This window comes from Chryseobacterium sp. (genome assembly GCF_029240215.1).
Taxonomy (GTDB): domain Bacteria; phylum Bacteroidota; class Bacteroidia; order Flavobacteriales; family Weeksellaceae; genus Chryseobacterium.
This window is the reverse complement of sequence record NZ_JARBTK010000003.1, coordinates 127,997-151,324: the sequence shown is the minus strand read 5'-3', so window position 1 is coordinate 151,324 and position 23,328 is coordinate 127,997. Positions and strand designations below refer to the sequence as shown.

25 protein-coding genes are annotated in these 23,328 nt (G+C 34.1%); 5 read left to right on the top strand and 20 right to left on the bottom strand.

Annotated elements, in window-relative coordinates:
* Positions 1 to 8 precede the first annotated feature (8 nt).
* From K0R77_RS07960 to tpx, 15 genes are all read right to left on the bottom strand, one after another.
* The gene (locus K0R77_RS07960; RefSeq protein WP_300350843.1) at positions 9 to 872 is read right to left on the bottom strand and encodes a VOC family protein; all 864 of its coding nucleotides are present in this window, start codon (positions 870 to 872) and stop codon (positions 9 to 11) included.
* Positions 873 to 875: 3 nt separating this feature from the next.
* The gene (locus K0R77_RS07955; protein WP_300350840.1) at positions 876 to 1,115 is read right to left on the bottom strand and encodes a hypothetical protein; all 240 of its coding nucleotides are present in this window, start codon (positions 1,113 to 1,115) and stop codon (positions 876 to 878) included.
* Positions 1,116 to 1,148: 33 nt separating this feature from the next.
* Positions 1,149 to 1,562 carry an SRPBCC family protein gene (locus tag K0R77_RS07950; protein WP_300350838.1) on the bottom strand — a complete coding sequence of 138 codons (414 nt, stop codon included), beginning with the start codon at positions 1,560 to 1,562 and terminating at the stop codon, positions 1,149 to 1,151.
* 66 nt (positions 1,563 to 1,628) lie between these two features.
* A complete protein-coding gene (locus K0R77_RS07945; protein ID WP_300350835.1) occupies positions 1,629 to 2,060 on the bottom strand; it encodes a VOC family protein in 432 nt (143 codons plus the stop codon).
* 114 nt (positions 2,061 to 2,174) lie between these two features.
* Positions 2,175 to 2,699 (bottom strand): DinB family protein, encoded by a 525-nt coding sequence (locus tag K0R77_RS07940; RefSeq protein WP_300350833.1) that lies wholly within the window; start codon positions 2,697 to 2,699, stop codon positions 2,175 to 2,177.
* 111 nt (positions 2,700 to 2,810) lie between these two features.
* Entirely contained in the window at positions 2,811 to 2,999 is a 189-nt protein-coding gene (locus K0R77_RS07935; protein ID WP_300350830.1) for a hypothetical protein, read from the bottom strand.
* Positions 3,000 to 3,061: 62 nt separating this feature from the next.
* Positions 3,062 to 3,217, bottom strand: a complete 156-nt coding sequence (locus K0R77_RS07930) for a hypothetical protein (RefSeq protein ID WP_300350828.1) — start codon at positions 3,215 to 3,217, stop codon at positions 3,062 to 3,064.
* Between the two features lie 77 nt (positions 3,218 to 3,294).
* Positions 3,295 to 3,885 carry a Crp/Fnr family transcriptional regulator gene (locus K0R77_RS07925; protein ID WP_300350824.1) on the bottom strand — a complete coding sequence of 197 codons (591 nt, stop codon included), beginning with the start codon at positions 3,883 to 3,885 and terminating at the stop codon, positions 3,295 to 3,297.
* A gap of 282 nt (positions 3,886 to 4,167) precedes the next feature.
* On the bottom strand, positions 4,168 to 5,379 hold the full coding sequence (locus tag K0R77_RS07920) for a DUF763 domain-containing protein (protein WP_300350821.1): 1,212 nt from the start codon (positions 5,377 to 5,379) through the stop codon (positions 4,168 to 4,170).
* A 69-nt stretch (positions 5,380 to 5,448) separates the two neighbouring features.
* On the bottom strand, positions 5,449 to 5,997 hold the full coding sequence (locus K0R77_RS07915; protein WP_300350819.1) for a GNAT family N-acetyltransferase: 549 nt from the start codon (positions 5,995 to 5,997) through the stop codon (positions 5,449 to 5,451).
* A gap of 53 nt (positions 5,998 to 6,050) precedes the next feature.
* Positions 6,051 to 6,929 (bottom strand): YitT family protein, encoded by an 879-nt coding sequence (locus tag K0R77_RS07910; RefSeq protein WP_300350816.1) that lies wholly within the window; start codon positions 6,927 to 6,929, stop codon positions 6,051 to 6,053.
* Between the two features lie 8 nt (positions 6,930 to 6,937).
* A complete protein-coding gene (locus K0R77_RS07905) occupies positions 6,938 to 7,522 on the bottom strand; it encodes an HD domain-containing protein (protein ID WP_300350814.1) in 585 nt (194 codons plus the stop codon).
* 28 nt (positions 7,523 to 7,550) lie between these two features.
* A complete protein-coding gene (locus K0R77_RS07900) occupies positions 7,551 to 9,602 on the bottom strand; it encodes an adenylate/guanylate cyclase domain-containing protein (protein ID WP_300350812.1) in 2,052 nt (683 codons plus the stop codon).
* Positions 9,603 to 9,612: 10 nt separating this feature from the next.
* Positions 9,613 to 11,937 carry an adenylate/guanylate cyclase domain-containing protein gene (locus K0R77_RS07895; RefSeq protein ID WP_300350810.1) on the bottom strand — a complete coding sequence of 775 codons (2,325 nt, stop codon included), beginning with the start codon at positions 11,935 to 11,937 and terminating at the stop codon, positions 9,613 to 9,615.
* A 91-nt stretch (positions 11,938 to 12,028) separates the two neighbouring features.
* On the bottom strand, positions 12,029 to 12,526 hold the full coding sequence (tpx, locus tag K0R77_RS07890; RefSeq protein WP_300350807.1) for a thiol peroxidase: 498 nt from the start codon (positions 12,524 to 12,526) through the stop codon (positions 12,029 to 12,031).
* A 172-nt stretch (positions 12,527 to 12,698) separates the two neighbouring features.
* On the opposite strand from tpx, the gene K0R77_RS07885 reads away from it, so the two are divergent.
* Complete coding sequence (locus K0R77_RS07885; RefSeq protein ID WP_300350804.1) at positions 12,699 to 14,918, top strand: NADP-dependent isocitrate dehydrogenase; 2,220 nt, start codon at positions 12,699 to 12,701, stop codon at positions 14,916 to 14,918.
* A 117-nt stretch (positions 14,919 to 15,035) separates the two neighbouring features.
* Here the strand turns inward: K0R77_RS07885 and K0R77_RS07880 are convergent, their stop codons facing one another.
* Both K0R77_RS07880 and K0R77_RS07875 read right to left on the bottom strand, forming a co-directional pair.
* Positions 15,036 to 16,226 (bottom strand): MFS transporter, encoded by a 1,191-nt coding sequence (locus K0R77_RS07880; RefSeq protein WP_300350802.1) that lies wholly within the window; start codon positions 16,224 to 16,226, stop codon positions 15,036 to 15,038.
* A 136-nt stretch (positions 16,227 to 16,362) separates the two neighbouring features.
* Positions 16,363 to 16,791 carry a hypothetical protein gene (locus K0R77_RS07875; RefSeq protein WP_300350799.1) on the bottom strand — a complete coding sequence of 143 codons (429 nt, stop codon included), beginning with the start codon at positions 16,789 to 16,791 and terminating at the stop codon, positions 16,363 to 16,365.
* 289 nt (positions 16,792 to 17,080) lie between these two features.
* Here K0R77_RS07875 and K0R77_RS07870 point away from each other — a divergent pair, with 289 nt between their 5' ends.
* A complete protein-coding gene (locus K0R77_RS07870) occupies positions 17,081 to 17,368 on the top strand; it encodes an N-acetyltransferase (protein ID WP_300350796.1) in 288 nt (95 codons plus the stop codon).
* 1 nt (position 17,369) lies between these two features.
* Here the strand turns inward: K0R77_RS07870 and K0R77_RS07865 are convergent, their stop codons facing one another.
* Entirely contained in the window at positions 17,370 to 18,464 is a 1,095-nt protein-coding gene (locus tag K0R77_RS07865) for an MBL fold metallo-hydrolase (protein WP_300350794.1), read from the bottom strand.
* Positions 18,465 to 18,616: 152 nt separating this feature from the next.
* Between K0R77_RS07865 and K0R77_RS07860 the strand changes: the two genes are divergently transcribed.
* Positions 18,617 to 20,164, top strand: coding sequence for a S41 family peptidase (locus tag K0R77_RS07860; protein WP_300350791.1), 1,548 nt, complete (start codon positions 18,617 to 18,619; stop codon positions 20,162 to 20,164).
* Positions 20,164 to 20,724 (top strand): YdcF family protein, encoded by a 561-nt coding sequence (locus K0R77_RS07855; RefSeq protein WP_300350789.1) that lies wholly within the window; start codon positions 20,164 to 20,166, stop codon positions 20,722 to 20,724. The genes K0R77_RS07860 and K0R77_RS07855 overlap by 1 nt, the downstream gene beginning before the upstream one ends.
* A 106-nt stretch (positions 20,725 to 20,830) precedes the next feature.
* On the opposite strand, the gene K0R77_RS07850 is transcribed toward K0R77_RS07855, so the two are convergent.
* Positions 20,831 to 21,430 (bottom strand): hypothetical protein, encoded by a 600-nt coding sequence (locus K0R77_RS07850; RefSeq protein WP_300350786.1) that lies wholly within the window; start codon positions 21,428 to 21,430, stop codon positions 20,831 to 20,833.
* A 25-nt stretch (positions 21,431 to 21,455) separates the two neighbouring features.
* Entirely contained in the window at positions 21,456 to 21,950 is a 495-nt protein-coding gene (locus K0R77_RS07845) for an RNA polymerase sigma factor (RefSeq protein ID WP_300350784.1), read from the bottom strand.
* A 459-nt stretch (positions 21,951 to 22,409) separates the two neighbouring features.
* Here K0R77_RS07845 and K0R77_RS07840 point away from each other — a divergent pair, with 459 nt between their 5' ends.
* On the top strand, positions 22,410 to 23,240 hold the full coding sequence (locus K0R77_RS07840) for an alpha/beta hydrolase (protein ID WP_300350782.1): 831 nt from the start codon (positions 22,410 to 22,412) through the stop codon (positions 23,238 to 23,240).
* Positions 23,241 to 23,328 lie beyond the last annotated feature (88 nt).

Sequence of the window (23,328 nt, the reverse complement as noted above, 5' to 3'; positions counted from 1 at the left end):
CGAAAGATTTATGAATGATAAGCTTCCTCCAAATCTTTGATGATGATTTTCTGCATTTTCATCATTGCCTGAACAACTTGTTGAGCTTTTTCGGGATCGGGATCATTCATCAATTGAATCAATTTTTTCGGCACAATTTGCCAGCTGAATCCGAATTTATCTTTCAGCCAACCGCACATACTTTCTCTTCCTCCATCGCTGGTAAGTGAATTCCAAAGGTGATCTGTCTGTTCCTGATCGTTGGTCATGACAACCATAGAAATTCCTTCGTTGAAGTCAAATTTGTGATCGTAAGAATTATCCATACAGAACATAGAATAACCGTCAATTTCAAAATGAGCGTGCTGTACATTTTCCGGAACTTCATGGCTTTCATCTCCTACCCCGTCTCCATATTTTAAAACTTTGCCAATTTTGGAATTCGGAAAAACCCGAGTATACAATTCCATCGCTTCCATTGCTTTTCCATTGTTTTGATGAAGGAACATCAGCGTCGGAATAATTTTCTGTTCATTTTCTTTTTCACCCAAATACAATTGCCATGTCACTCCGAATTTATCGCGAACCCAACCGTACTTTTTACTCCACGGATAAGAATCGAGAGGCATCAAAACAATTCCTCCTTGCTCTAATTGCTCCCAATATTTCTGAACTTCATCTTCCGTTTCACACATGACCATAAAAGAAACAGAAGCGTTTTTTTCAAATTGCGGACCTCCGTTTAAAAGCATTAGTTTCTGACCAAAAAGATCAATATTTAATACAACGGGCGTGTCTGCCGTGATTGCTCCGTTAAAAACGTTGCAGTAAAATTCTGCTGATTCTTTGCCGTCTCCATCGTACCAGAGGCATGGAAAAATATCGTTATTCATTGTTTAATTTTTTTTAAAAGAAACTCGCTGTTCCTGCATATAGTTTTTCAGCTTCTTCATTGTATTTTTCCCAAAACCATGAAGTTGCATGATCTCATTTTCAGAAAAATAGGAGAGTTTTTCTAATGAGTCAATTTTTTTATTTTCCAACGCTCTTCTTGCGGGGACTGTAACCACTCCCTGCAGAAAATTATTTTTTTCAGCATGATGATCATTATCAAAAGATTTTAAACATCTTGCCATTATGACCAGATTGATCATGATTCAACTCTTATTTCAGTGATTTTCCACGTACTTGTGGAAGTTGTTCAAAATTGCATACCACCCATCACGCTGCATTTCGACTGAGTTTTGTTTTTCAGGATCGAAAATCTCAATAACCTTTGTCGTATTTCCGTCTATCTTTTCAAATATGACTTCTACATTTCTACCATCCTCAATGTGATATTTAATTCTCTCATTCGGAATAACCTCATCATAAATTCCAATAAAATCAAAACCGAAACTTCCGTCTTTGGCTTCCATTCTGTTGTTGAATTTTCCACCGACTCTCAAGTCATTTTCAGATCTTGGACATTCCCAGCTTTCGTGAGCAAAATTCCATTTCATAATATGCTTTGGAGTACTGAAATAGTCCCAGACTTTTTCTGCAGGTGCTAAAATCGTAATGTCTATTTTTATCGGATCCATCGTTTATTTGTTTTAAAAGTAAGGGCAACCAAAATTCAGTCACCCTTTTATTGCTTAAATATAAGATTATTTTGTGTACTCTTCATTATAATTGACCATCCAGTAAACTCCGAATTTATCCTGAAAGCTTCCAAAATAGTCGCCCCAAAACTGGTCTTCAATAGGCATTTCGATATTTCCGTCTTCTGAAAGTGCTTTGAAAATCCTGTCTGCATCTTCTCTCGAGTCCGGGAAAATAGAAACGTAATTGTTATTTCCAACCGTTAATGTCTGTCCGAATGACGGAACGATGTCTGAAGCCATTAAAAGATCACCACCCACCGGAAGTGCAATGTGCATTACGCGATTTTTTTCTTCGTCAGATAAATTTTCAGTTCCGGGAGCATTTCCCATTTTGTGGATTCCGCCAACGAATTCTCCACCGAAAATAGATTTGTAAAACGTAAAAGCTTCTTCTGCTTTACCATCAAAATTGAGGTATGGATTTAATTTTGCCATGATTTTGTGTTAGTTAGTTAGTTAGTTAGTTAGTTAGTTAGTTAGTTAGTTAGTTAGTTAGTTAGTTAGTTGAAATTAATCTTTAATCTTTAATCTTTAATCTTTAATCTTTAATCAATATTTCATATTCTCGTCAAAGTCATACTTCATTCCTTCATAGCCAAGAATTCTGCGCATTAATCCGATTTGCCCGGAAAGATAATCTTCACGACCGATGCACATCCCAACAAAATTGAGCACATTTTCCGGAAAAAAATCAATGTTCATCCCCATCGGGAAAGCTTTTTCCATATCTTCATCTGAAACTTCCAATAACTTTTGATACACTAAGGGTGAAATTTTATGAAAACTATCTCTCAACTGTTGTAAAGTAGGATATTTAAAACTTTCATCCAATGCTTTTCCCTGAGAGAAATATTGTTTAAATTCAAATTCTTCTTCAAGTCCGAGTACATTTCCCATTGCATAACGCATATCAAGAAAGTTCCCTACCATCCAGATAATGTGATTCGTCCTTCCTTCAATTCTTTTCAAAGCATCTTCTTCTGAAATTCCGTCAAGAACCATCATAAAATTCTGGCTGTGCCCCCGAAATGCAGGAATGATGATCTCTAATTTCTTTGATTTTGGTGTGTCCATATTGTTTGATTTTTATTTCCGCAGATTTATACAGATTCTTTTTATCTCGCAGATTACGCAGATTTTATTTGTGAAAATTGGATGAAATTTTGTGGCTTTTGTTTTTAAATATTATTCAGTAGGCATTTGAGATATATCTGCAAACATTACATTCCAGCCGTGACCGTTGATGTCCCAAAATGAATTTTGATACATCCATCCGTGATCCTGAGGTTCCTCATGTTGAGTGGCACCGTTTGCAACTGCTGCATTTACAATCTCGTCAACTTCTTGACGACTGTTTAAACCAATGGCAACCAAAACCTGTGTAGTGTCTCCTTTTGGAACAGGTCTTTCAGAAAAAGTCTGAAAATATTCTTCAGTTAAAACATGACAAATGTATTATCATTTAAAACCACACAGACCGCTTTCTCATCTGAAAACTGTTCGTTAATTGTAAATCCTACATTACTCCAGAATTTTTTTGTTTTCTGAATATCTTTTACAGGAAGGTTGACATAAATCTGATTAATTTTCATTTTGTAATTTTTAATGTTAAAACTTTTAACCAAAATTACCAAGTTGCCATGAAAATCAACTTGCCATAAGACAAGATTTAATTTTTCTTCGGATGAGAGACCAATTCTTTTCGGATTCGGCTTAATGAAGTATCGGTAACTCCAAGATATGAAGCTATTTGTTTAAGCGGGGCAAACTGTATCACCTGATGTTTTTGCTCTAAAAGATTGAGATAACGTTTTGTTGCAGACAGGGTAAACATTTCTACAGAACGCTGTTTGCAAATAAAAAGCTGATGAGACATCCATGCTCTTCCCCATTCTCTAAGGTTCGGGATTTTGTGAAATAATTCCTGAAAAGTATCAAAGCTGAACTTCCAGCATTCGCAATCTGTAATGCAAACGATATTTTCCTGGGTTGGAATTCTCTGAAATAAAGAAGAAACCTCAATAATAATTTCGTTTTCCACGAAAAAATGTGTCGTTACTTCATTTCCGTTAAAATCATTGACGAATGATCGGGCCAGACCTTTTTCTAAAATATAATATTCGTTGGCAGTTTTTCCTTCTTCGAGAATGCAGTCTCCTTTTTGGAAATATACTTTTTCGTGAGCATGAAAAATTTCAACAAGTTCTTCATCCAGAAAAAACGGAAAATCATAACAGATTTCTAAGGCTTTGTTCGTCATTCAATCTATGTTTTTAAGTTTTTTAAAATTAAAATTTTTATTGGAATAATTAAACATATTTTTTTTCCTTAACGGAAAAAGTGTTTTAACCATAAAATTTTCTTGAAAATGATCTTTATCCTATAAATAAAAAACGTGATTTTTTAAAAACCTTTTATTTTTAATATAATTTAAGATCCGCTTTGTCATTCCGTAGGAATCTCGGCGAAGAGTTTGGTTTAAACCGTTGAGATTCCTACGGAATGACAAAGTGGATAATCAACTATAATTTAAAATTTAATTTTAAAATAAAGAAAGCTGAATCGGTTTGGGTTTTGAAGGTTTTTCAGCATCTCCGAAAACTGTTTTTCCACCAAATCGCCATGAATTTTGACGTTCTTCTTCAATCACATCATTAATATTAAAATCCGGAGTAAAATTTTTCTCAGCTTCTGAAATAATCGTATGAAGTTTATTGATGGATTTCAATTTGTCAGAATTCCCCAATTTTGATTTTTCGATTCCTTTTTGCAGAATTCCGATGGTTTCATCGTAAACCTTCAACGGAACAGGAAACGGATGCCCGTCTTTTCCGCCATGAGCAAAAGAAAATCTCGCAGGATCCCGGAATCTTGACGGCGCACCGTGAATAACCTCACTTACCAAAGCAAGACTTTGTAAAGTACGCGGTCCAACTCCTTTTAGTAATAATAGTTCTTCAAAATTTTGAGGCTGGTTTTCTCTGGTCATGTACAGAAGTGTTCCCAGTTTTTTTAAATCAACATCAGAAGCACGAACATCGTGATGTGCTGGTAAAATCAGATTGGCAAAATCCTGCATTATTTTTTCTGAATTGGTATGAGAAATTTCCAGAATTCCTTTTCGGCTTTCTTTAGCTTCACTGGCTGTCAAATTCAGAATCTGACCCTGATTGATTCCTTGAATTCCTTTGTGGGGTTCGTCTACAAATGATTCCATATTTTCAGAATGCCAATGATAACGTCTCGCCGTTCCGTCTGAATCGTTCATTCCCTGCTGTACAACTGCCCAATTTCCTTCGTTTGAAACGATAAAGTTGTGTAAATACAACTGGTAACCATCCTGAATTGCCGTGTTGTCGACTTTTGCAGACAGCTTACTTGCCCGGACCAGCTCTGTTCCATTTAAACCTGTTTTATCGGCGATGATAAGAAGTTCGTTGGGCGTTTCTTTGGAAAATCTGCCTTTTCCACCGCAGATATAAATTCCAAGTTCTTTGGATCTCGGGTTGATGCTTTGTTTCAACGATCCCATTACTGAAGTGGTAATTCCTGAAGAATGCCAATCCATTCCCATGACAGCGCCGAAACTCTGAAACCAGAATGGATCTGCCAATCTTTTCAGCACTTCATTCTTTCCATAGTCAGCCAACATAACTTCTACAATGGAAAGTCCGAGTACAGACATCCGTTCGTAAAGCCAGGGAGGGACTTTTCCGTAGTGAAGAGGTAATGTGGCGGTTCCGGAACGTTTCATTATCTGGTTGTTGGTTGTTGTACAAAATTAAGCCTTACGAACGAAATTCATAAGGCTGTATGCATATTTTTAATTATTTTTTTCTGTCTTATATAAAACACAATCTTTTAAACGAGAATCATTCATCAGTAAAGGATGCTCAAATTCATATTGTTTTTTTAAACCTATTTTCACCATTACCTGCTCAGATTTTAGATTTATTTTCGGAGCAATTGAGTATATATTTTCAATCTTTAAGTCATTCAAAGCATAATCAAGACATCTTTTAGCTCCTTCAGTAGCCAATCCTTTATTCCATTCGCTGAATTTTATTCTCCAACCAATATCTACGCAGGGTGTGAATTCAGAATCAAATGTTTGCTCAGAAAGACCAATAAAACCAATAAACTCATTATTTTCAAGTTTATCAACCGCAAAATAGCAAAACCCTTTGTTCTTGAATTGAGTTTTCATTCGTTCAACAAAATCGATGGTCTGTTTTTTCGTTGCAATATTTGGAAAAAATTCCATCACTCTATTATCTGAATTTATTTCAAATAAATCTTCGATATCGGTTGATTTCCAGTTTCTAAATCCTAGTCTTTGAGAAGTAAATATGTATTTTTCAATGTCTTTCATTACATTCATATTTAAATAAAAAAACCTTGAAGATATTCTCAAGATTTTAAATTTTAATGCTTTATAATTTCCTTTACAATTCCGCCTTGCGGTTCTCTGACGGTTTGGGTAAATATAAATGCTTTCGGGTCTATTGAACGTACAATATTCTGTAATTTTCTGACTTCAAGTCTTGTAACAATCGTAAAAATAATATCTGCATCAGAGCTGTGTTCAAAAGATTCTTTCATAAAACCTCTTTCTCCTTTGTAAACCGTGATTCCTCTGTTCATCGTTAAAACCAAAGCTTTTTTGATCTCTTCACTGTTTCCTGAAACGATGGTTACGCCGGTGTAAGCTTCGATCCCTTCGATTACGTATTTAGTAATCTGACTTGCAACGAGATACGTCATAATCGCATACAAAGCGGTTTCTACTTTCAAGAATTTTGCGGCAATAATGAAAATAATGACATTCATTCCTAAAATAATTTCAGTGATACTGAAACTGCTTTTTTTGAAAGTCAACAATGCCAAAACTTCCATTCCGTCGAAGGTTCCGCCTCCACGCATGGAAAGCCCAATTCCAATTCCTAAAAAGAAACCTCCAAACATTGCAACTAATAGTTTATCATGCGTCAGTTCCGGAAAAGGAATGAAATACATTGTCAATGCAATTAAAAGAATCGTAAGACTGCTTCTGATTGCAAAATGTTTCCCGATCTGAAAGTACGCAAGAATAATAAAAGGAATATTTAAAATAAATAAAGTCAGCCCTAAATTCCAATGATAGACTTCGTACAATAAAAGTGAAATTCCGGTAACACCACCGTCTAAAAAGTGATTGGGAACGAGAAAAGATTTCAAAGCAAAACTTGCAGAAATCACTCCTAAAACCAGATAAATAATATCTGAAATGGTAAATAACGGGCCATGTTTGGTTGCTGAGCTCATAATAATGATCAGTAGTTTTTTAGTTTTGATTTGATGATATCAAGATTTGCCTGCTTTTTCTGTTTTCTGTTGTCGATCGCAGTTTTGGTAAAATAATGATGACTTTCAAGAAATTTTTCCTGAAGAAGATTCCAGTCCTGTTCTGAATTGACGATTCCAAACATTGAAAGTTCTTCAAACAATTTATCTCCGATGACAAAAAAATCATCTCTTCCAAGATAATCCAGATCGGCATCGGCAAGGATTTCTTCTAAATTATTATTCGGAGTCTGCGGAATTTTTGTCGCCATGATCATCCCGTTTATTTTATCAATCTGAGATTGAGAATATTCATAATCAGGCAGATATTGCTGTGCGATCTCACAAGATTTTTCTTCGTGATTTTTTGAGCCATACAAAAATCCGGTATCATGAAATAATGCTGCGGTCTTTAGTAATACCAGATCTTCATCGTTCACGTTTTCAGAAACAGCAATCTGCTCTACAGATTCTATAACGTCTTTAATGTGGTTTACACTATGATAAGATAAATGCTCAGGAAGTTTTTCCTTAAGCAGATTTAAAATGTGCTTTTTTATTTTTTCGTATTCCATATTTAAAAATAAAGAATGGGTTATTTTTTTATAAGTCTTTTTTAGTTTCAAATGCAAAATACATATCCATCTCGCCTTTTCCTTTCGTATGAATTTTACCTCTGTATTCGCAAACTATTTTATCTTTCACCAACTGATATGTTGATTCAGAAATATTTATTTTTCCTTTTTCACTGTTTTGTTCCATTCTTGCCGCGGTGTTTACTGTGTCTCCCCAAATATCGTAAGCGAATTTTTTAACACCGACAATTCCTGCAATCAAAGAACCCGAATTGATCCCGATTCTAATATCTAAAACATCAGGATTAGTCTTTTTCCTCTCTTCAATAAAATTAATAATATCCAAAGCTACTAAAACCGTTTTGTAAGCATGACATTCATTTTTGATAGGTAAACCACAAACTGCCAAATACGCATCACCAATGGTTTTTATCTTTTCTAAGCCATGTTTCTCCATGATCATATCAAAAGCCGTAAAACATTCGTTCAGTTCAACCAGCATTTTTTCGGCACCCATTTTCTCTGAATTCTGGGTAAAATTAACAAAATCGGTAAATAAAACAGTCACCTCATCATAATATTTGGCTTCAGAGCTTCCGTTTTCCTTGAGTTCTTCGGCAACTTCGTGCGGAAGAATATTTAGAAGTAAGTTTTCTGTTTTTTGTTTTTCTTTCTGTAATTCAAAGGTTCGTTCATCAACCTGCTTTTCAAGCAAATCATTTTGATCCTGAAGAATTTGCTGTTTTTCTTGTTCCTGTTTAAGATTTACATCTGATAATCGGTTTACTTCATCGAGTTGTTTTACTAAACTTAAATTGGTTGAGGCAAATTGCCAACCCAGATAAGCAGAGATTGAAATAGGAAAACTGATGAAAATAAAGATCAACACATATCCTATAAAATCATCTCCCATTGTTTCGCTTATATCAATGGTATTCAATTTATTTAAAAACATAAAAATGATGACCATAACAATAAAAAGAAAGAATACCAAAACCCCTCCCCCAACAATAAAAGCTGATTTTTCTCTTCTGATCATCGCTCTGACTATTAAATAAAAAGATTCAAAAGCCACGAAAGAAAGGTAAAAAAATGCTAAGCTAGCCGCAGAAGCAGCACTGAAATAATAAAGAATAAAAATTGCTGCCGAAATAATCAACATGATTTTCAGTCTTTTTTTAGTTCTGCCAAATAATGTATTGACGAAACCTGTAAGTGAAGTACCGAATAACATTACCGAAAGAAATGAAAGAAAAGTATAAGAATCAAGAAGTAAAGGATCAGTCATTTCGGAGAGGAGCAAGACGATATAACTCATCAAAGAAATCGAAAAATTATAAGTAGAGAAATACAGATTATAAACCGCTTTTCTATAAAAAATAAACAGCAATAGATGAATAAATCCTAATGCACCAAATATTCCGCAAATCAACATGGTGTAAAAATTGAAATACTGCACCATTTCAGCTTTAGCTCTGATAAACTTATTTGCAGAAACAAGTTCTATACTGATTGCAACAGGACTCAGATTGATAGTCTTTTTTTTCGCCCCGACAATTGGTAAAAACCTTATGGCTAAAACATTCACTTCAGTATTATCTAAAGTAAATATCTCGGGAATCCTGTTTTTTATCCTAAATTCTTTTGATTTTTCGTTTCCAATTTTACCAATGCTTTCGATCTTTTTTCCGTTCAAATAAAGTTCTGAAGCACCAAGCTGATTGACATCAAAACTCAAAGGCTCATTCACAGATGCAGAATCTATTTTAAAATAGTAACGAACCCAATAAATCTGATCATTTTTAGAACCTTTTTTAGAATTTAATTTCATAGGATTCCATGAATAAACTTTTTTAGAATTAAAATTGACATGTTTCCATGAAGAATCATCGAATCGTGGTGAAGCAAAAGCAGGATCATCGCCCGCGAAAAATTTACTGGCTTCATTGATTGACGCACCATTTTTAATTTCTTTATCCGTAAAAACTCTCGGTTTCTCAAGAGAATTTTGAGCAAAAGAAAATGTTTGCAACACAACGAATGCAAAAAATAGAAATTTAAAGAGTAGATTTTTTTTCACACTGATAAAATTAAATTTGATTAACAAAATACATCTCCATTGCGCCTTTACCCTTGGTCTCGATCTTTCCGCGATAGTCAAAGGTAAAATCTTCTTTTATTAATTGATAGGTTGCTTCGGAAATATTTACCCTTCCCGGTATGCTGTTCTGCTCCATTCTCGCCGCTGTATTTACCGTGTCTCCCCAAATATCATAGGCGAATTTTTTTACACCCACAATTCCGGCAATCACAGGTCCTGAGTGGATTCCGATTCTGATATCCAAAGCATTTGGGTTTTCCTGTTTGCGATGTTGAATATAAGATAGAATTTCCAGACTTGCATCTACCGCATTTTTTGCGTGTTGACCATTAGAAAGCGGCAAACCACTTACCGCCAAATATGCGTCACCAATAGTTTTTATCTTTTCCAAACCATATTTCTCCATGATGCTGTCGAATTCTGTAAAACAGATATTAAGTTCATTGAGAACTTCCTGAACACCGATTCTTTCGGAATTTGCTGTAAAATTGACAAAATCTGTAAACAATACAGAAACTTCATCGAAATGTTTTGCATTTGTTTTTCCTTTTTCTTTGAGCTCTTCAGCCACTTCATGAGGAAGAATATTTAATAAAAGTTGATCAGATTTCAGTTTTTCCTCGGCTATTTTTTTATTGTCTTTCCGTTTTTGATTATATGAAAAACCGGCAAACCCAAGCAATAAAAGCGATAAACCAGCTCCTACTGCCCACATATTTTTCTGATTTTTAGAACTTTCAAGATCTGCTTTTGCAATAGCATCTTTTTTCTCCTGATTGATTTTTGCGATATTTTTTTCCTGATTATATTTTAAAGCAACCGCTCTTTGCTCTTCATCGAATTTAATCTGAATTTCTTTTCGTTTTAAATCTTCCTCAAGTGCTAGTCTTTTTCGTTCTTCATCAGTTTTGGCGGCTGCTTGTTTTTTTTCAAATTCAAAACGGAGTGCTTTTAACTCTATTTCTTTCTGAAGCTGAATTCTTTTGGTTTCTTCTTCTAATTTTATTCGGATTCTTTCACTCTTGAGCTCGGTTTCGGATTGAAGATTTGAGAGCTGTTTCATTTTCTCTAAGCCATATATTTTCTCATTTTCTTCGATATACTTTTTATGATAAAATAGGGCTTGTTCATAATTGCCCAACTTTTCATGCACTTTAGATAAATTTTGATTGTTTTGAATAACAAGTTGAGGAACAATAAAAGTGTTCGTATTTCTTATATATTCAGATTCGGAATTTAAATCTTTTAACAAAGTTTCAAGCTCTTCCTTATTTGAAGATTTATTGTTCTCTGAAAGCAATTTTGTAACCTGAATATCGTGCAAAACCGACTGATAGGTAAATTTAGTAGATGCAATATCTTGTGCAGGAATTAGATTTAGTGCTTTATGTATATAATTTTCTGCAAGCGTATAGTTTTTGTCATGTTTATTCAACAACGCATAACCATAATATATAGTTGCTAAACTAGGCGAATTGCTGTCTTTAAAATAATCATAAGACTTATCTAAATAATATTTAGCAGAATCTAATTCTTTTTTATCTTCATAACATAATGCTAATAAGCTATAAGTACCATTAATCTGCTCCTTGTCTTTTTTGTCGGTAAATTCTATACTTTTTTTAAAAGAATCAATAGCTTTATCGTGATTTTTGGTGCCTATATAAAAGCTTCCTAAGACTAAATATGCTTGATTAAGTTTATCTGGATAATTCTTTTTTACAAAACTAACGTATGTATTTGCTGCTTCATAAGTGTCACTAAATTTACTTTGTGTGTAACTATTAGAAAACAAACCCTGATAAGCAAACATCACAAAATGCTTACTGATATCTTTTCCCTCTTTATAATATTTAATATTCTTTTGAAAATATTTTGAAGCTTCATCATTATTCTTTTTATAAACATTTGATATAGCAAGCATATGATTCAACATTGCTTTGCTATTATAATCAGTAGAATTTTCTAAGAATTGTTCACCTTTTTTCAAATGAAAATTGAACGAATTGAAATCTGCTTTAGCTAAGTACAATTCGGCAACAACCAAATGCGTTTCGCCTTGTTTGTTTGTATCCTTCTTTTTTTTCCCAATAGGAATTATATTTTTTGCATAAACTAGAGCACTATCAATATTTTTTGCAAGAAAATAGGTACTGAAAAGTTTTTTGTTACCTTCAATTTTTTCGTCGTCAGTTTTCGCGAAAGATAATTTCTTTTTCAGTTCTAAAATCTCGACAGATTCCTGCGCTCTAAAAACTGTATTCCCGTAAAAAAGAAAACAGATTATAATAAAAGATGTAGTTTTATTTTTCAATTAGGGTGGTTATATCGTTTATTCACAAAAATAAAAAAATCATTCTATTAAACTAACAGAATGATTCAAATTGGTGAGAAATACTTTTTTATTATTTCAAAGCGTCTAAAGCCGCCTCATAATTTGGTTCGTTTGCAATCTCAGAAACCTGTTCTGTGTAAACGACTTTATTGTTTTCGTCAGTCACGATTACGGCACGGCTCAAGAGACCTTTCATCGGAGAATCTGTAATTGTTACTTCATAATCGTCACCGAAAGTTCCTCTGAAATCTGAAAGTGTTTCCACATTATTCAAACCTTCAGCAGCACAAAATCTGTTTAAAGCAAATGGTAAATCTTTAGAAACATTGATTACTACAGTATTTTCTAAATTATTTGCTTCTTCATTAAATTTTCTTGCAGAGGATGCACACGTTGGGGTATCAATACTAGGGAAAATATTAAAAACTTTCTTCTTTCCTTCATAGCTTTCCAAAGTTTTTACATTTAAGCCTGAATCTACCAATGCAAATTCTTTTACTGTAAATCCTACTTCCGGAAGTTTTCCAAGCGTATGTACTTCGTTTCCTTTCAATGTAATATTTGACATAATTTATTTTTTTTTTTAAGTTTATCAAATTTATTGAAATTTCCCACTGTTTGATGTGAAATAAAGGTTAAATAATTCTTAAAGTGGAAAATCTTATTTAGGTTTAATCTAAAAAAATTAAATTTTAACTAAATTTGTGGAACTAAAAAATCAAATAATAAATAACAGTATAATGTCAGACAAATCAAAAATCTATTACACATTAACGGATGAGGCTCCAATGTTGGCAACACACTCGTTTTTACCGATTGTAAAAGCATTTACAAAATCAGCAAACATTGAGATCGCAGTTCCGGATATTTCTTTGGCAGGAAGAATTTTAGCAAACTTCCCTGAGTTTTTGAAAGATGATCAGAAAATCGATGATGCGTTGGCTCAATTAGGTCAATTGGCGACTCAACCTGATGCAAACATTATCAAATTACCAAATATTTCAGCTTCTGCACCTCAGTTAGACGAGGCTATTGCTGAATTACAATCTAAAGGTTTCGCAGTTCCAAATTATCCTGCCGAACCAAAAAATGACGAGGAAAAAGCAATCAAAGCTAAATATGCTAAAGTATTGGGAAGTGCTGTAAATCCTGTGTTAAGAGAAGGAAATTCTGACAGACGTGCTCCAAAAGCTGTTAAAAACTACGCAAAAGCAAACCCTCACAGAATGGGAGACTGGGCTTCTGACAGTAAAACTGACGTTGCTCACATGAACAACGGAGATTTCTACGGAACTGAAACTTCAACGACGTTAGAAAATGCTACTAAATATAAAATCGTATTCAAAGGAAATGACGGTGCTGAAACTTTATTAAAAGATTTCGCAGGTCTTCAGGCTGGAGAAATTATCGATTCTTCTGTAATGAATTTAAACGCTTTGAAAGCTTTCGTACAGGAAGCTATCGAAGAAGCTAAAAGCAAAAACGTACTTCTTTCTGCTCACTTAAAGGCTACGATGATGAAAATCTCTGATCCGATTATTTTCGGAGCGATCGTAGAAACTTTCTTTAAAGATGTTTTCACTAAATATGCTGAGACTTTCAAGTCTTTAGATGTTAATCCAAATAACGGTCTTGCCGATCTTTTCGAAAAAATCAAAGGAAATGCTCAAGAAGCTGACATTAAAGCTGATATTGAAACGGCTTTAACAAACGGACCAAGAGTGGCTATGGTAAATTCTGACAAAGGAATTACTAATTTTCACGTTCCTTCTGATATCATCGTTGATGCATCTATGGCTGCTTTGGTAAGAGGCGGAGGTAAAATGTGGAACAAAGAAGGTAAGGAAGAAGATACGGTTTGTATCATTCCGGATCGTTCTTACGCAGGTTTCTATCAGTCTGTAATCGATGATATGAGAGCTCACGGAAAATTGGATCCTACAACAATGGGTTCTGTTCCGAACGTTGGTTTAATGGCTCAAAAAGCTGAAGAATACGGCTCTCACGACAAAACTTTCCAAGCAACTGCAGACGGAACAATTGAAGTTCAGGATGAAGCAGGAAATGTTCTTCTTTCTCAAAAAGTAGAAAAAAGCGATATTTTCAGAATGTGTCAGACTAAAGATGCTCCAATCCAAGACTGGGTAAAATTAGCGGTAAACAGATCAAGATTATCAGATACGCCTGCAATTTTCTGGTTAGACAAAGGAAGAGCGCACGACAGAGAAATCATCAAAAAAGTAGAAAAATATCTTGCCGATCACGATACAAACGGACTTGACATTAAGATTCTTGATGTAAAAGACGCAATGACGGAAACGTTGAAAAGAGCAAGAGAAGGAAAAGATACAATTTCTGTTTCAGGAAACGTATTGAGAGATTATTTAACTGACCTTTTCCCAATTCTTGAACTGGGAACTTCTGCAAAAATGCTTTCTATCGTTCCATTAATGAACGGTGGTGGTTTATTTGAGACGGGTGCAGGAGGTTCTGCTCCAAAACACATTGAACAATTCCTGGAAGAAGGATATTTAAGATGGGATTCTCTAGGTGAATTCTTGGCGTTACAAGCTTCTTTGGAACATTTAGCTCAAACTCAGGGAAACACAAAATCTCAGGTTTTAGCCGATACATTGGATGAAGCAAACGCTAAATTCTTAGCTACAGACAAATCTCCTGCAAGAAAAATCGGACAAATCGATAACAGAGGTTCTCACTTCTATTTGGCAATGTATTGGGCGGAAGCTTTGGCTAACCAAACAAAAGATGCTGAATTAGCCGATCAATTTGCTCCGGTTGCAGAAGCAATGCACGAAAACGAAGAAGTTATCAATGCTGAATTAATCGGTGCTCAAGGTAAGCCTCAAAACATTGACGGTTACTACAAAACTGACACTTACAAAACGTATGAAGCAATGAGACCAAGCACAGTTTTAAATGAAATTATTGACGGAATCTAATTTTCGGATTAATATAAATTGAAAGCTCCTTTTTTAAGGAGCTTTTTTGTTTTTGACTTTTAAACACTAATTATTCGTGTTTATATTTATTCAAATAGAATTATTCTCAATTTACAATCAAACATGAGCTTTCCTTAATTTAGTAATACTCAAAATAATCAATCCCAAAATTCCCAACACAAAATATCCTTCTGCAACGTCAAGCTGAATTTCGGGTTTTATCATAGCTACAATTCCATAGCTGATGGCTGACGTGATGATAAATGCAACACCTCCCGTTAAACCTCCTGCAATACCTGCAGAATTTGGAAATCTCCCGATGCAGTACGCAAAATAATTATTAAAAATAAATCCTGCCGTCACATGAATCACGAATGCAAATGCGACCAGACTGTAAATAGTATTCAGAAAATAGGAACAGAAAATCATTAAAACAATCAAAAAAATCTGTACAAAATTGGCATAACGTATTTTTGGCAGGAATGCTTTTCTGATTAAAGCCTTACCAAGAAATCCTCCTGTCATCCAGGCAAAACCAAGAATGAGAGAAACGTACCCTGCAACAACTTCTGAATATCCCATTTTATGTTCAATAATAAAAGCTCCGCAAAGATTAAAGAAAATGACCATTGCATAACTCACTCCGCACATTAGCATTCCGTAGAAAAAATCTTTGGTTCTGAACATGAGATCATATTCTTTGAGTACATAATCGAAATAAAATGGCTTTTTGATCTTTAAAGTTTCACCGGAAAACATTAACTCTGAAATCAGCAGAATCAAACTATATCCTGCCAAAACATAGAAATTAGACTGCCATCCGAATAATTTCTGCAAATAACCGCCGATAAACGGAGCGATAATAGGACCGACTGACCAGACAATTGTCATGATGCTCAGGTAATGTTTTCGTTGTTCTCCTTCATAAACATCCACAAAAAAAGCACGTTTGGAAACCACTGCAAATCCTGATAAAATTCCCTGCAAAACACGCATTGCATAAATTACCAGAATATCCTTCGTTAACGCTGTAATTAAAAAACTTACAACAAATAAAGCCAAAGAAATTGCAGAAACCCTAAATCTTCCAAATGAATCGACAACACTTCCTGCAAAAAACTGGGTAAGCCCGTAACTAATCAGAAATATAGAAAGTGTGAGCTGAATACTGCTTTCCGGCTGATGGAGTTCTGTTGCCATACTTGGCATCGACGGCAAATAAATATCTGTTGCCAAACCAGACATCGGAATGACTGCAAAAGCCAATATAGTAGCAATGAATTTATTTTTTTCTTTGAGCGTTTTCATTTTTATCTGCCTTTAAATTCTATTTGAAATTGGTCGCTGCAAAGTTAGACTGATAACTTAACATAAAAAAACAAAAAATGACTGAACTTACGAACAGTCATTTCCTTTTTGAAAATATTTATAATTGATAATTAGTTTACTTGTTTTTATGAGCTTTACCTTTGTTAGATTGATAAACTTTCGCTTTTTTATCCATGTGCTTGTATCTTTTGTCGTTATTTTTATTTCGATTGTAAACAGCTACCGGATTTTGTCCTTTGTAATATTTATTTTTAAATTTTGCATACTTATCTCTTCCCAGAATTCTTTCGATTTCAGAATACCGGTCTGTTCTCCATCTATCCGGATTATTTGCATAAACTCTGTTCCAGCCATTATAATCTGTATATTGATCGTTAAGCGAGTATAATTGGTTTGCCTGTGTATTAGAAAGTAACAAATCAGCAACAACAGTCTGCCAATTAACGTCTGTTACACTTCTTCTGTAATCGTTGTAGTAATCTGACTGCGCATATCCTAAACTAAAAGTTCCGATCAATAATGCTGTGATTAATATTTTTTTCATTTCTGATAATTTTATCTATAGGAATACTCTCAATATAAATGCCAAACAAAATAAACCACTCACAAAAATTTATTAAAACATAAATAATGATTATTTATTTTGAATAATTAACAATAAATAAAGGGTAATGTTATCATTTTTAAATTCTATAAAATATTTTAAAAACAGCTTTTAACTCTATTTCAATTTTAAATAAATATAAATTAGGTTAAGATTGTTTAAAAAAGATCTCAAACTATTATTTTAATTTGTAATTTTAAGAAAGAGTTTTTATTCAAAAATCAGAATCATGGGAAATATAAAATTTAAGATCACTCCATATCAGGATGAGCTACAACTCTTGATAGATGATCAAAAAGTCGGCTATATGTCGATAGCGGTTGACGGTAGGTTGATGAATGTTTATTACACCAAGATCGATGAAAATCTTGAAGGTCACGGATATGCCAAAATGCTTTTAGACGAATTGGTACGTTTTGCAGAAGAAAAAGATCTGATGATCGATCCCGAATGTGACTTTGTGAGACAACAACTTGAAAATCATCCGAAAAGATATAAAGGAATCTGGCACGAATAAATCAATCTTGCCACCATACCGAAAATTGGTAATCATTTTTATTTAAATCTAAAACCTCACCGATTTTTGGAGTGAGAATATTCATATTTTTTTCTTGCCCTAAAGTCGTCACTTTCTGTAGCGGCTCATTCCACGGGTGAAGAGCAAGTGCAAATTTCCCTGAATGAACAGGAATGATATTCTTCGCTTTAATATCTAAACTCGCCTGAATCACATCTTCCGGCAAGGAGTGAATATATTTCCAGGCTGCATTGTACTGTCCGTTTTCCATAATGGCATAATCGAAAGGTCCGTATTTTTCACCAATCATTTTAAAATGTGTGTCGTAACCACTATCACCTCCTAAAAACAGTTTCTTGGTTGCAGTTTCCAAAACATAAGATGTCCAGAGTGTATTGTTTCTGTGCAGTTTTCTTCCCGAGAAATGTCTTGCTGGAGTAAAAGTGATCTTAATATCGTTTTTAAGTTCAACCACAGCACCCCACTCTTCTTCCAAAAGCTGATTTTCGTGGTAACCCCATCTTTCAAAATGCGCTCCGACTCCTAAAGGCATGATTACCTTTTCAACTTTTGAGCGAATAGCCTTCACAGTCGGGTAATCTAAGTGATCGTAATGATCATGCGTAATCACCAGATAATCAACATTCGGGATATCTTCAGGCTTAAAAAGATCTGCACCTGCAAAAGCTTTATTAAAAAATTTAAACGGCGAGCCGTAGCTGCTCAAAACAGGATCAATCAAAAAAGAAACTCCGTCGCTTTGTATATAATAAGAAGAATGTCCCATCCAGATAAAAACATCCTCGTCTTTTGGAAGATTTTTCAAATCGGTATGAATTGCGGGAACGTTGTGGTGAGGTTTTAAAAAAGGATCTTTCTTTTTAAAAAAGAAATCGTACATCACTTTCGGCATACTGTAACCCTCTGCTAAAGAGGGTGTATAACTGAGATTCTGAAACTGTTTATTTCTGTAATGTTCAGACTTGAGCATTCTTTCAAGACGTTTCCCCTTTGGTTTTGTTCCGAAAACCTGTTGGGATAATACGATAAACGTTAAGACAACGATAAGTGCTATAATGATGATTAAATAGATCATTTTTTAATTTAATATAAACTTCAAATGTATAACTTTTCTTACATCTTCATGATGTCGACTTCCTATCATGACGATTAAGGATAAATTTTACTTTTTTTGAATGAAATTATCTGAAACTTTATAAATTTAATCTTTTAAATAAAACTAATTCATTGAAACACTTTCTATACATACTTACATTGCTGATTTTAGCTTCGTGCACCTCGATAAAAAGAGAAAACAAACATACCCAATCTACCATAACACCCGAAAAACTGCATCAGGACGTGGATTTTGCTTACCAAAAACTTCAGGAAATGCATCCGAAACTGAATTGGTACATTTCAAAAAAAGAACTGGATTTTAAATTTGACAGTCTGAAAAAAACAATCAACCGCCCACGCACGCCGGTTCAGTTTTATTTTAAATTACAGCCCGTTATCGCAAAAATTCGTGAGGGACATTTGGCATTGAGGATTCCGGCAAAAAAATTCAACAGAAAAGAAATTAAAGTTTTAAAGAATAAAAAAGGGCTTTTCGGACGCTTTGAATATTTTGTCGAAGATAATCATCTGTATATTGTTGAAAATAAAGATTCCGTAGAAAATATAAAACCAGGAACTGAAATTATAAGCATCAATGAAATTCCGGTTTCTGATTATCTTAAAAAATATCGAGAATTAATCAGCAGCGACGGTTATAATACAACGTTTCAGGATTATTATCTGAAAGATGTTTTTTTCAGTTTCTACGTTGCCGAAAAAGGAATAATGGACAGCGCAAAAGTTGAAACACTTTTTGATAATGAAAGAAGAATAGTCAACCTTAAAAGAGAATCTAAGAATAAAGAAGAATTAAAAAAAGATAAAGCAGAAAAAAAACGGACTGAAGAAAAGAAAGTCAATGATTATGTAGCTTCAACGAGCTCTTACAATAGAAATTTTAAGTTTTTAGATAAAGACAGCACAATTGCTTACATGAAAATTCAGAGCTTTTCAAGAAGTTTTTCTGATCGTTTTTACAAAGAATCTTTTGCCAAAATCAAAAATGCAGAATCTTCATATCTCATCATCGACATTAGAAATAATTACGGCGGCTCACTGTACGAGATCAACAATTTATATTCTTATCTTGCTCCTGAACCGTTTATTCTGATCAAACCTTCTCAGTTGACTTCAAGAATCACCCCTTTAAAAACCAATTATTTCAGAAAATCAAATCCGTTGCAATACACAATAAAAAGTCTGCTTTATCCCGGATATTTTTTCTCTCAGGCATTCAGCGTTTATAAAGGAAAAGACGGAATCGCCTACTATAAAATGAAAGAAAATAAATCTACAAAACCAAAAAAGGATGCTTTTAAAGGAAAGGTTTATGTCTTAATTAACGGCGGAAGTTTTTCTGCTTCGTCAATCATTTCATCTAAATTAAAATATGACAAACGAGTGACATTAGTTGGCGAAGAAACAGGTGGCGCAAACGATGGAACGGTTGCCGGATTTTACTCTTACCAAAAACTTCCGAATTCAAAGATAGATCTTCCGATTGGTTTACTACTTGTGCAGCCTAATATTGATTTTACCAATACTCAAAAAGGAGTTGTTCCTGATGTTGAAATTGAACAAAGTATGCAGGATATTCTTGATAAAAGGGATATACAGCTGGATTGGGTGAAGCAGGAAATTGCGAAGGAGAAAGAAAGCAGAAAAATTACAGACTGATGAAAAATTTAATTAAATCTTTAAAAATAATTTCCGCCTTAATGATTGTTTGGTTCTTGATTCACACCACATTTATTGTTGTCGATGGAATGTCTGATCAAGGAAGAAAGGCTGATGTTGCTTTAATTCTGGGAAGCAAAGTAAATGAAGACGGAACCTTATCACATAGGCTTGAGAAACGTTTGGAAAAAGGAATGGAGCTTTATGAAAGTCATCGTGTAAAAAAAATACTTGTAAGCGGAGGTTTAGGAAAAGAAGGATTTTATGAAGCTGATAAAATGAAAACATTTCTCGTCAGCAAAGGCATTCCCGATTCTTTGATCATCGTCGATAATTTTGGAAGCAACACCAGATTAAGTGTTGCCAATACTTTAAAAATGAAGGATTCTTTACGCTTTAAAAGTATTGTTGTTGTTTCACAATATTTCCATGTTACAAGAACAAAAAAGCTTTTTAAAGATCAAGGTTTTATGAATGTGAGCAGTGTAACCCCTAAATATTTTGAATGGCGTGATCTGTATTCAATGATAAGGGAATTTCCGGCATATTATACGCAATGATTATAAAAATGTTTTCCAAAATTCTAACGGGAGACAAATTTTGCAGATTTTCAAAGATTTTCGGCGGGCTGAAAGCCCGCCGAAAATCTTTGAAACAAATTATAAATTATTTTTTAAGTTCAATCAAAAGATTTTCAATCTGCTGAACATACTTTCCATAAAAAATCCTGTACCAATATTTCCCAAGTAGAAAAAGTCCGAACATTCCGATTGCAAGTGCAGATATAATTGTTGTGGCAACTTTAACATCACTCAATGGTTTACGGTGAGGGAGAAATTCAATCACGATAATCAGTTCGCACACCAGAAAAGGTACAAACGAAAGCATAAACGACAGGTAATACTGCTTATTCAGGTCAAACTGATACATCAAATCCTTCAGTGAATCATAGGTTTTCAACATTGGACTGCTGATATCTTTATACAGTTTAAAAAACTTACTGAAGAAAAATGATACCACGATCACCATTGAAAACAACAACACGGTAAGGTAAAATTTAAATTTAAACGGAGCTTCGGGAACGGGAATCCATACAACGGCAAAACCAAAGATCAGTATTCCGATTGTTGACCAGAATTCCATTCTCATATTTTTTCTGATTTTCTCGAGCGGAAGATTAATCTTGTTATTCTGTTCAATGCTGATTTCCGGTGTATCATCAGAAACATCATCGTTCCATGCGTTTTTCAGTTCATCTATATTCATTTTGTTATTTTTTTTAAATTAAAACTTATTTTGAGTTTAAGATATCTTTGAGTTTATTTTTTGCGCGGTTCATTTTTACACGCACATTTCCTTCGGAGATTCCCATTTGTTCGGCGATTTCTCTTCCTGAAAAATCTTCCAGATAATAAAATATAAAGGCTTTATCAATGGGATTCAATCGATTAATCGCTTTGTACATTTCAGAAAGTTTTTCTTCTTTTTCATGATTGTATTCATCCTCAATGATTTTATAATCTGTAAAATCTTCGTTTCCGATGAAACTTCTTTTCTTTTCTGATTTTAAAAAGACAATGGCGGTATTTAAAGCAATTCTGTACAGCCAGGTTGAAAATTCACTCTCACCTCTGAAACCGGAATACGCTTTCCAGACCTGATACGTGATCTCCTGAAAAAGATCGTCGCGGTCGTCTTTATCATCCATGTACATTTTAGAAATCTTAAAAATGATTCCTTTATGTTTTTCTATTTTATGTAAAAATTCCTGTTCTACTGAGGTCATGGCTTTCAACTCTATGGAGTTAGTAGTGTTTTAAAATATATGTTACAGTTTTCATTCTTTTTCTCAAGTATTTATTTTAGTCATTAAATATAAGGTTAACATTTATGACTATTACACTTTCATAAAATCGACAAAAAAACAGTATTGTCATTCCACAGGAATCTAAAAACTTTTGTAGAGATGCTTAAATTCCTGCGGAATGACAAACCATTCGCTTAATTGAAAACTTAATAAAAGTTTACAAAATTAAACCTTGTCAAGCCTAATATTCGCGGTAAAAAGAATCTTGAAAAGGTAATATGCGCAAAAAAATATAGTGATTACTTAAAAGCAAAAACCTCATCTAAACTTTTGTCAAAAAATTATCAAATCCTTAAAAACACATACCACATCTTTATTTCAAACCTGTGGTGGCGCAAAATTTGTGTTTAAAAAAAACACATCACAAAAAATATCAATATGCCTTACATTAAAAAACAAGACAGCAAAGATTTTGAACTTTATTACGAAGACTTCGGTAGCGGACAACCGATTATTTTAATTCACGGATGGCCACTAAGCGGAAAATCTTGGGAACTTCAAGTTCCTGTACTTCTAGAGCTTGGTTACCGTGTAATCACCTACGACAGACGTGGTTTCGGAAAATCTTCTCCAACGAATGAAGGATACGATTACAACGGGCTGACTGCAGATCTTCACGAGTTAATTACACAATTAGAATTAAAGAATGTCATCCTTTTCGGATTTTCAATGGGTGGCGGCGAAGTAGTACGTTATCTGACCAATTACGGTTCGGAAAACGTAGATAAGATCGCATTAATTTCTTCAATCATTCCTATCGTAAAACAGAAAGAAGACAATCCGGACGGTGTTCCTGAAGCAGATTTAAATGAAATCATGGATAACCTGAAAAAAGACAGGGTAACTTTCTTGGAAACTTTCCACAAAAACTTTTACAATTACGGACTACTTTCACAAACTGTAAGTCAGGCACAACTGAATTATGACTGGAGCATCGCCTCATGTGCCTCTCCTCTCGCCACCATCAAATGTGCTGAAAGCTGGGCAAACACAGATTTCCGTCCCGAACTTTCCAATGTCAAAGTAAAAACATTAATTGTACATGGTGATGATGATCAGATCGTACCGATCGCAACTGCAGGAAGACAGGCAGCAGCAGGAATTCCCAACAATGATTTTATAGTGATAGAAGGCGCACCTCACGGACTTAATGTAACACACGCCGATAAATTAAACAATGTTTTGGTGAATTTTCTTATGATGAATTAATAATATTTAGATATTTAAACGGTTTTCTGATGAGGATTATAAATCATTACCATCAATTGAACAAATAAACCTGCCTCACAGCAGGTTT

Coding starts and splice junctions, on each gene's coding strand:
- K0R77_RS07855 (WP_300350789.1), top strand. CDS start 20,164: ATGAAAAATTTAATTAAATCTTTAAAAATAATTTCCGCCTTAATGATT.
- K0R77_RS07920 (WP_300350821.1), bottom strand. CDS start 5,379: ATGAAACGTTCCGGAACCGCCACATTACCTCTTCACTACGGAAAAGTC.
- K0R77_RS07905 (WP_300350814.1), bottom strand. CDS start 7,522: ATGGAATACGAAAAAATAAAAAAGCACATTTTAAATCTGCTTAAGGAA.
- K0R77_RS07950 (WP_300350838.1), bottom strand. CDS start 1,562: ATGGATCCGATAAAAATAGACATTACGATTTTAGCACCTGCAGAAAAA.
- K0R77_RS07885 (WP_300350804.1), top strand. CDS start 12,699: ATGTCAGACAAATCAAAAATCTATTACACATTAACGGATGAGGCTCCA.
- K0R77_RS07840 (WP_300350782.1), top strand. CDS start 22,410: ATGCCTTACATTAAAAAACAAGACAGCAAAGATTTTGAACTTTATTAC.
- K0R77_RS07930 (WP_300350828.1), bottom strand. CDS start 3,217: ATGAAAATTAATCAGATTTATGTCAACCTTCCTGTAAAAGATATTCAG.
- K0R77_RS07915 (WP_300350819.1), bottom strand. CDS start 5,997: ATGAAAGACATTGAAAAATACATATTTACTTCTCAAAGACTAGGATTT.
- tpx (WP_300350807.1), bottom strand. CDS start 12,526: ATGTCAAATATTACATTGAAAGGAAACGAAGTACATACGCTTGGAAAA.
- K0R77_RS07875 (WP_300350799.1), bottom strand. CDS start 16,791: ATGAAAAAAATATTAATCACAGCATTATTGATCGGAACTTTTAGTTTA.
- K0R77_RS07850 (WP_300350786.1), bottom strand. CDS start 21,430: ATGAATATAGATGAACTGAAAAACGCATGGAACGATGATGTTTCTGAT.
- K0R77_RS07910 (WP_300350816.1), bottom strand. CDS start 6,929: ATGAGCTCAGCAACCAAACATGGCCCGTTATTTACCATTTCAGATATT.
- K0R77_RS07870 (WP_300350796.1), top strand. CDS start 17,081: ATGGGAAATATAAAATTTAAGATCACTCCATATCAGGATGAGCTACAA.
- K0R77_RS07955 (WP_300350840.1), bottom strand. CDS start 1,115: ATGGCAAGATGTTTAAAATCTTTTGATAATGATCATCATGCTGAAAAA.
- K0R77_RS07880 (WP_300350802.1), bottom strand. CDS start 16,226: ATGAAAACGCTCAAAGAAAAAAATAAATTCATTGCTACTATATTGGCT.
- K0R77_RS07925 (WP_300350824.1), bottom strand. CDS start 3,885: ATGACGAACAAAGCCTTAGAAATCTGTTATGATTTTCCGTTTTTTCTG.
- K0R77_RS07845 (WP_300350784.1), bottom strand. CDS start 21,950: ATGACCTCAGTAGAACAGGAATTTTTACATAAAATAGAAAAACATAAA.
- K0R77_RS07865 (WP_300350794.1), bottom strand. CDS start 18,464: ATGATCTATTTAATCATCATTATAGCACTTATCGTTGTCTTAACGTTT.
- K0R77_RS07960 (WP_300350843.1), bottom strand. CDS start 872: ATGAATAACGATATTTTTCCATGCCTCTGGTACGATGGAGACGGCAAA.
- K0R77_RS07940 (WP_300350833.1), bottom strand. CDS start 2,699: ATGGACACACCAAAATCAAAGAAATTAGAGATCATCATTCCTGCATTT.
- K0R77_RS07945 (WP_300350835.1), bottom strand. CDS start 2,060: ATGGCAAAATTAAATCCATACCTCAATTTTGATGGTAAAGCAGAAGAA.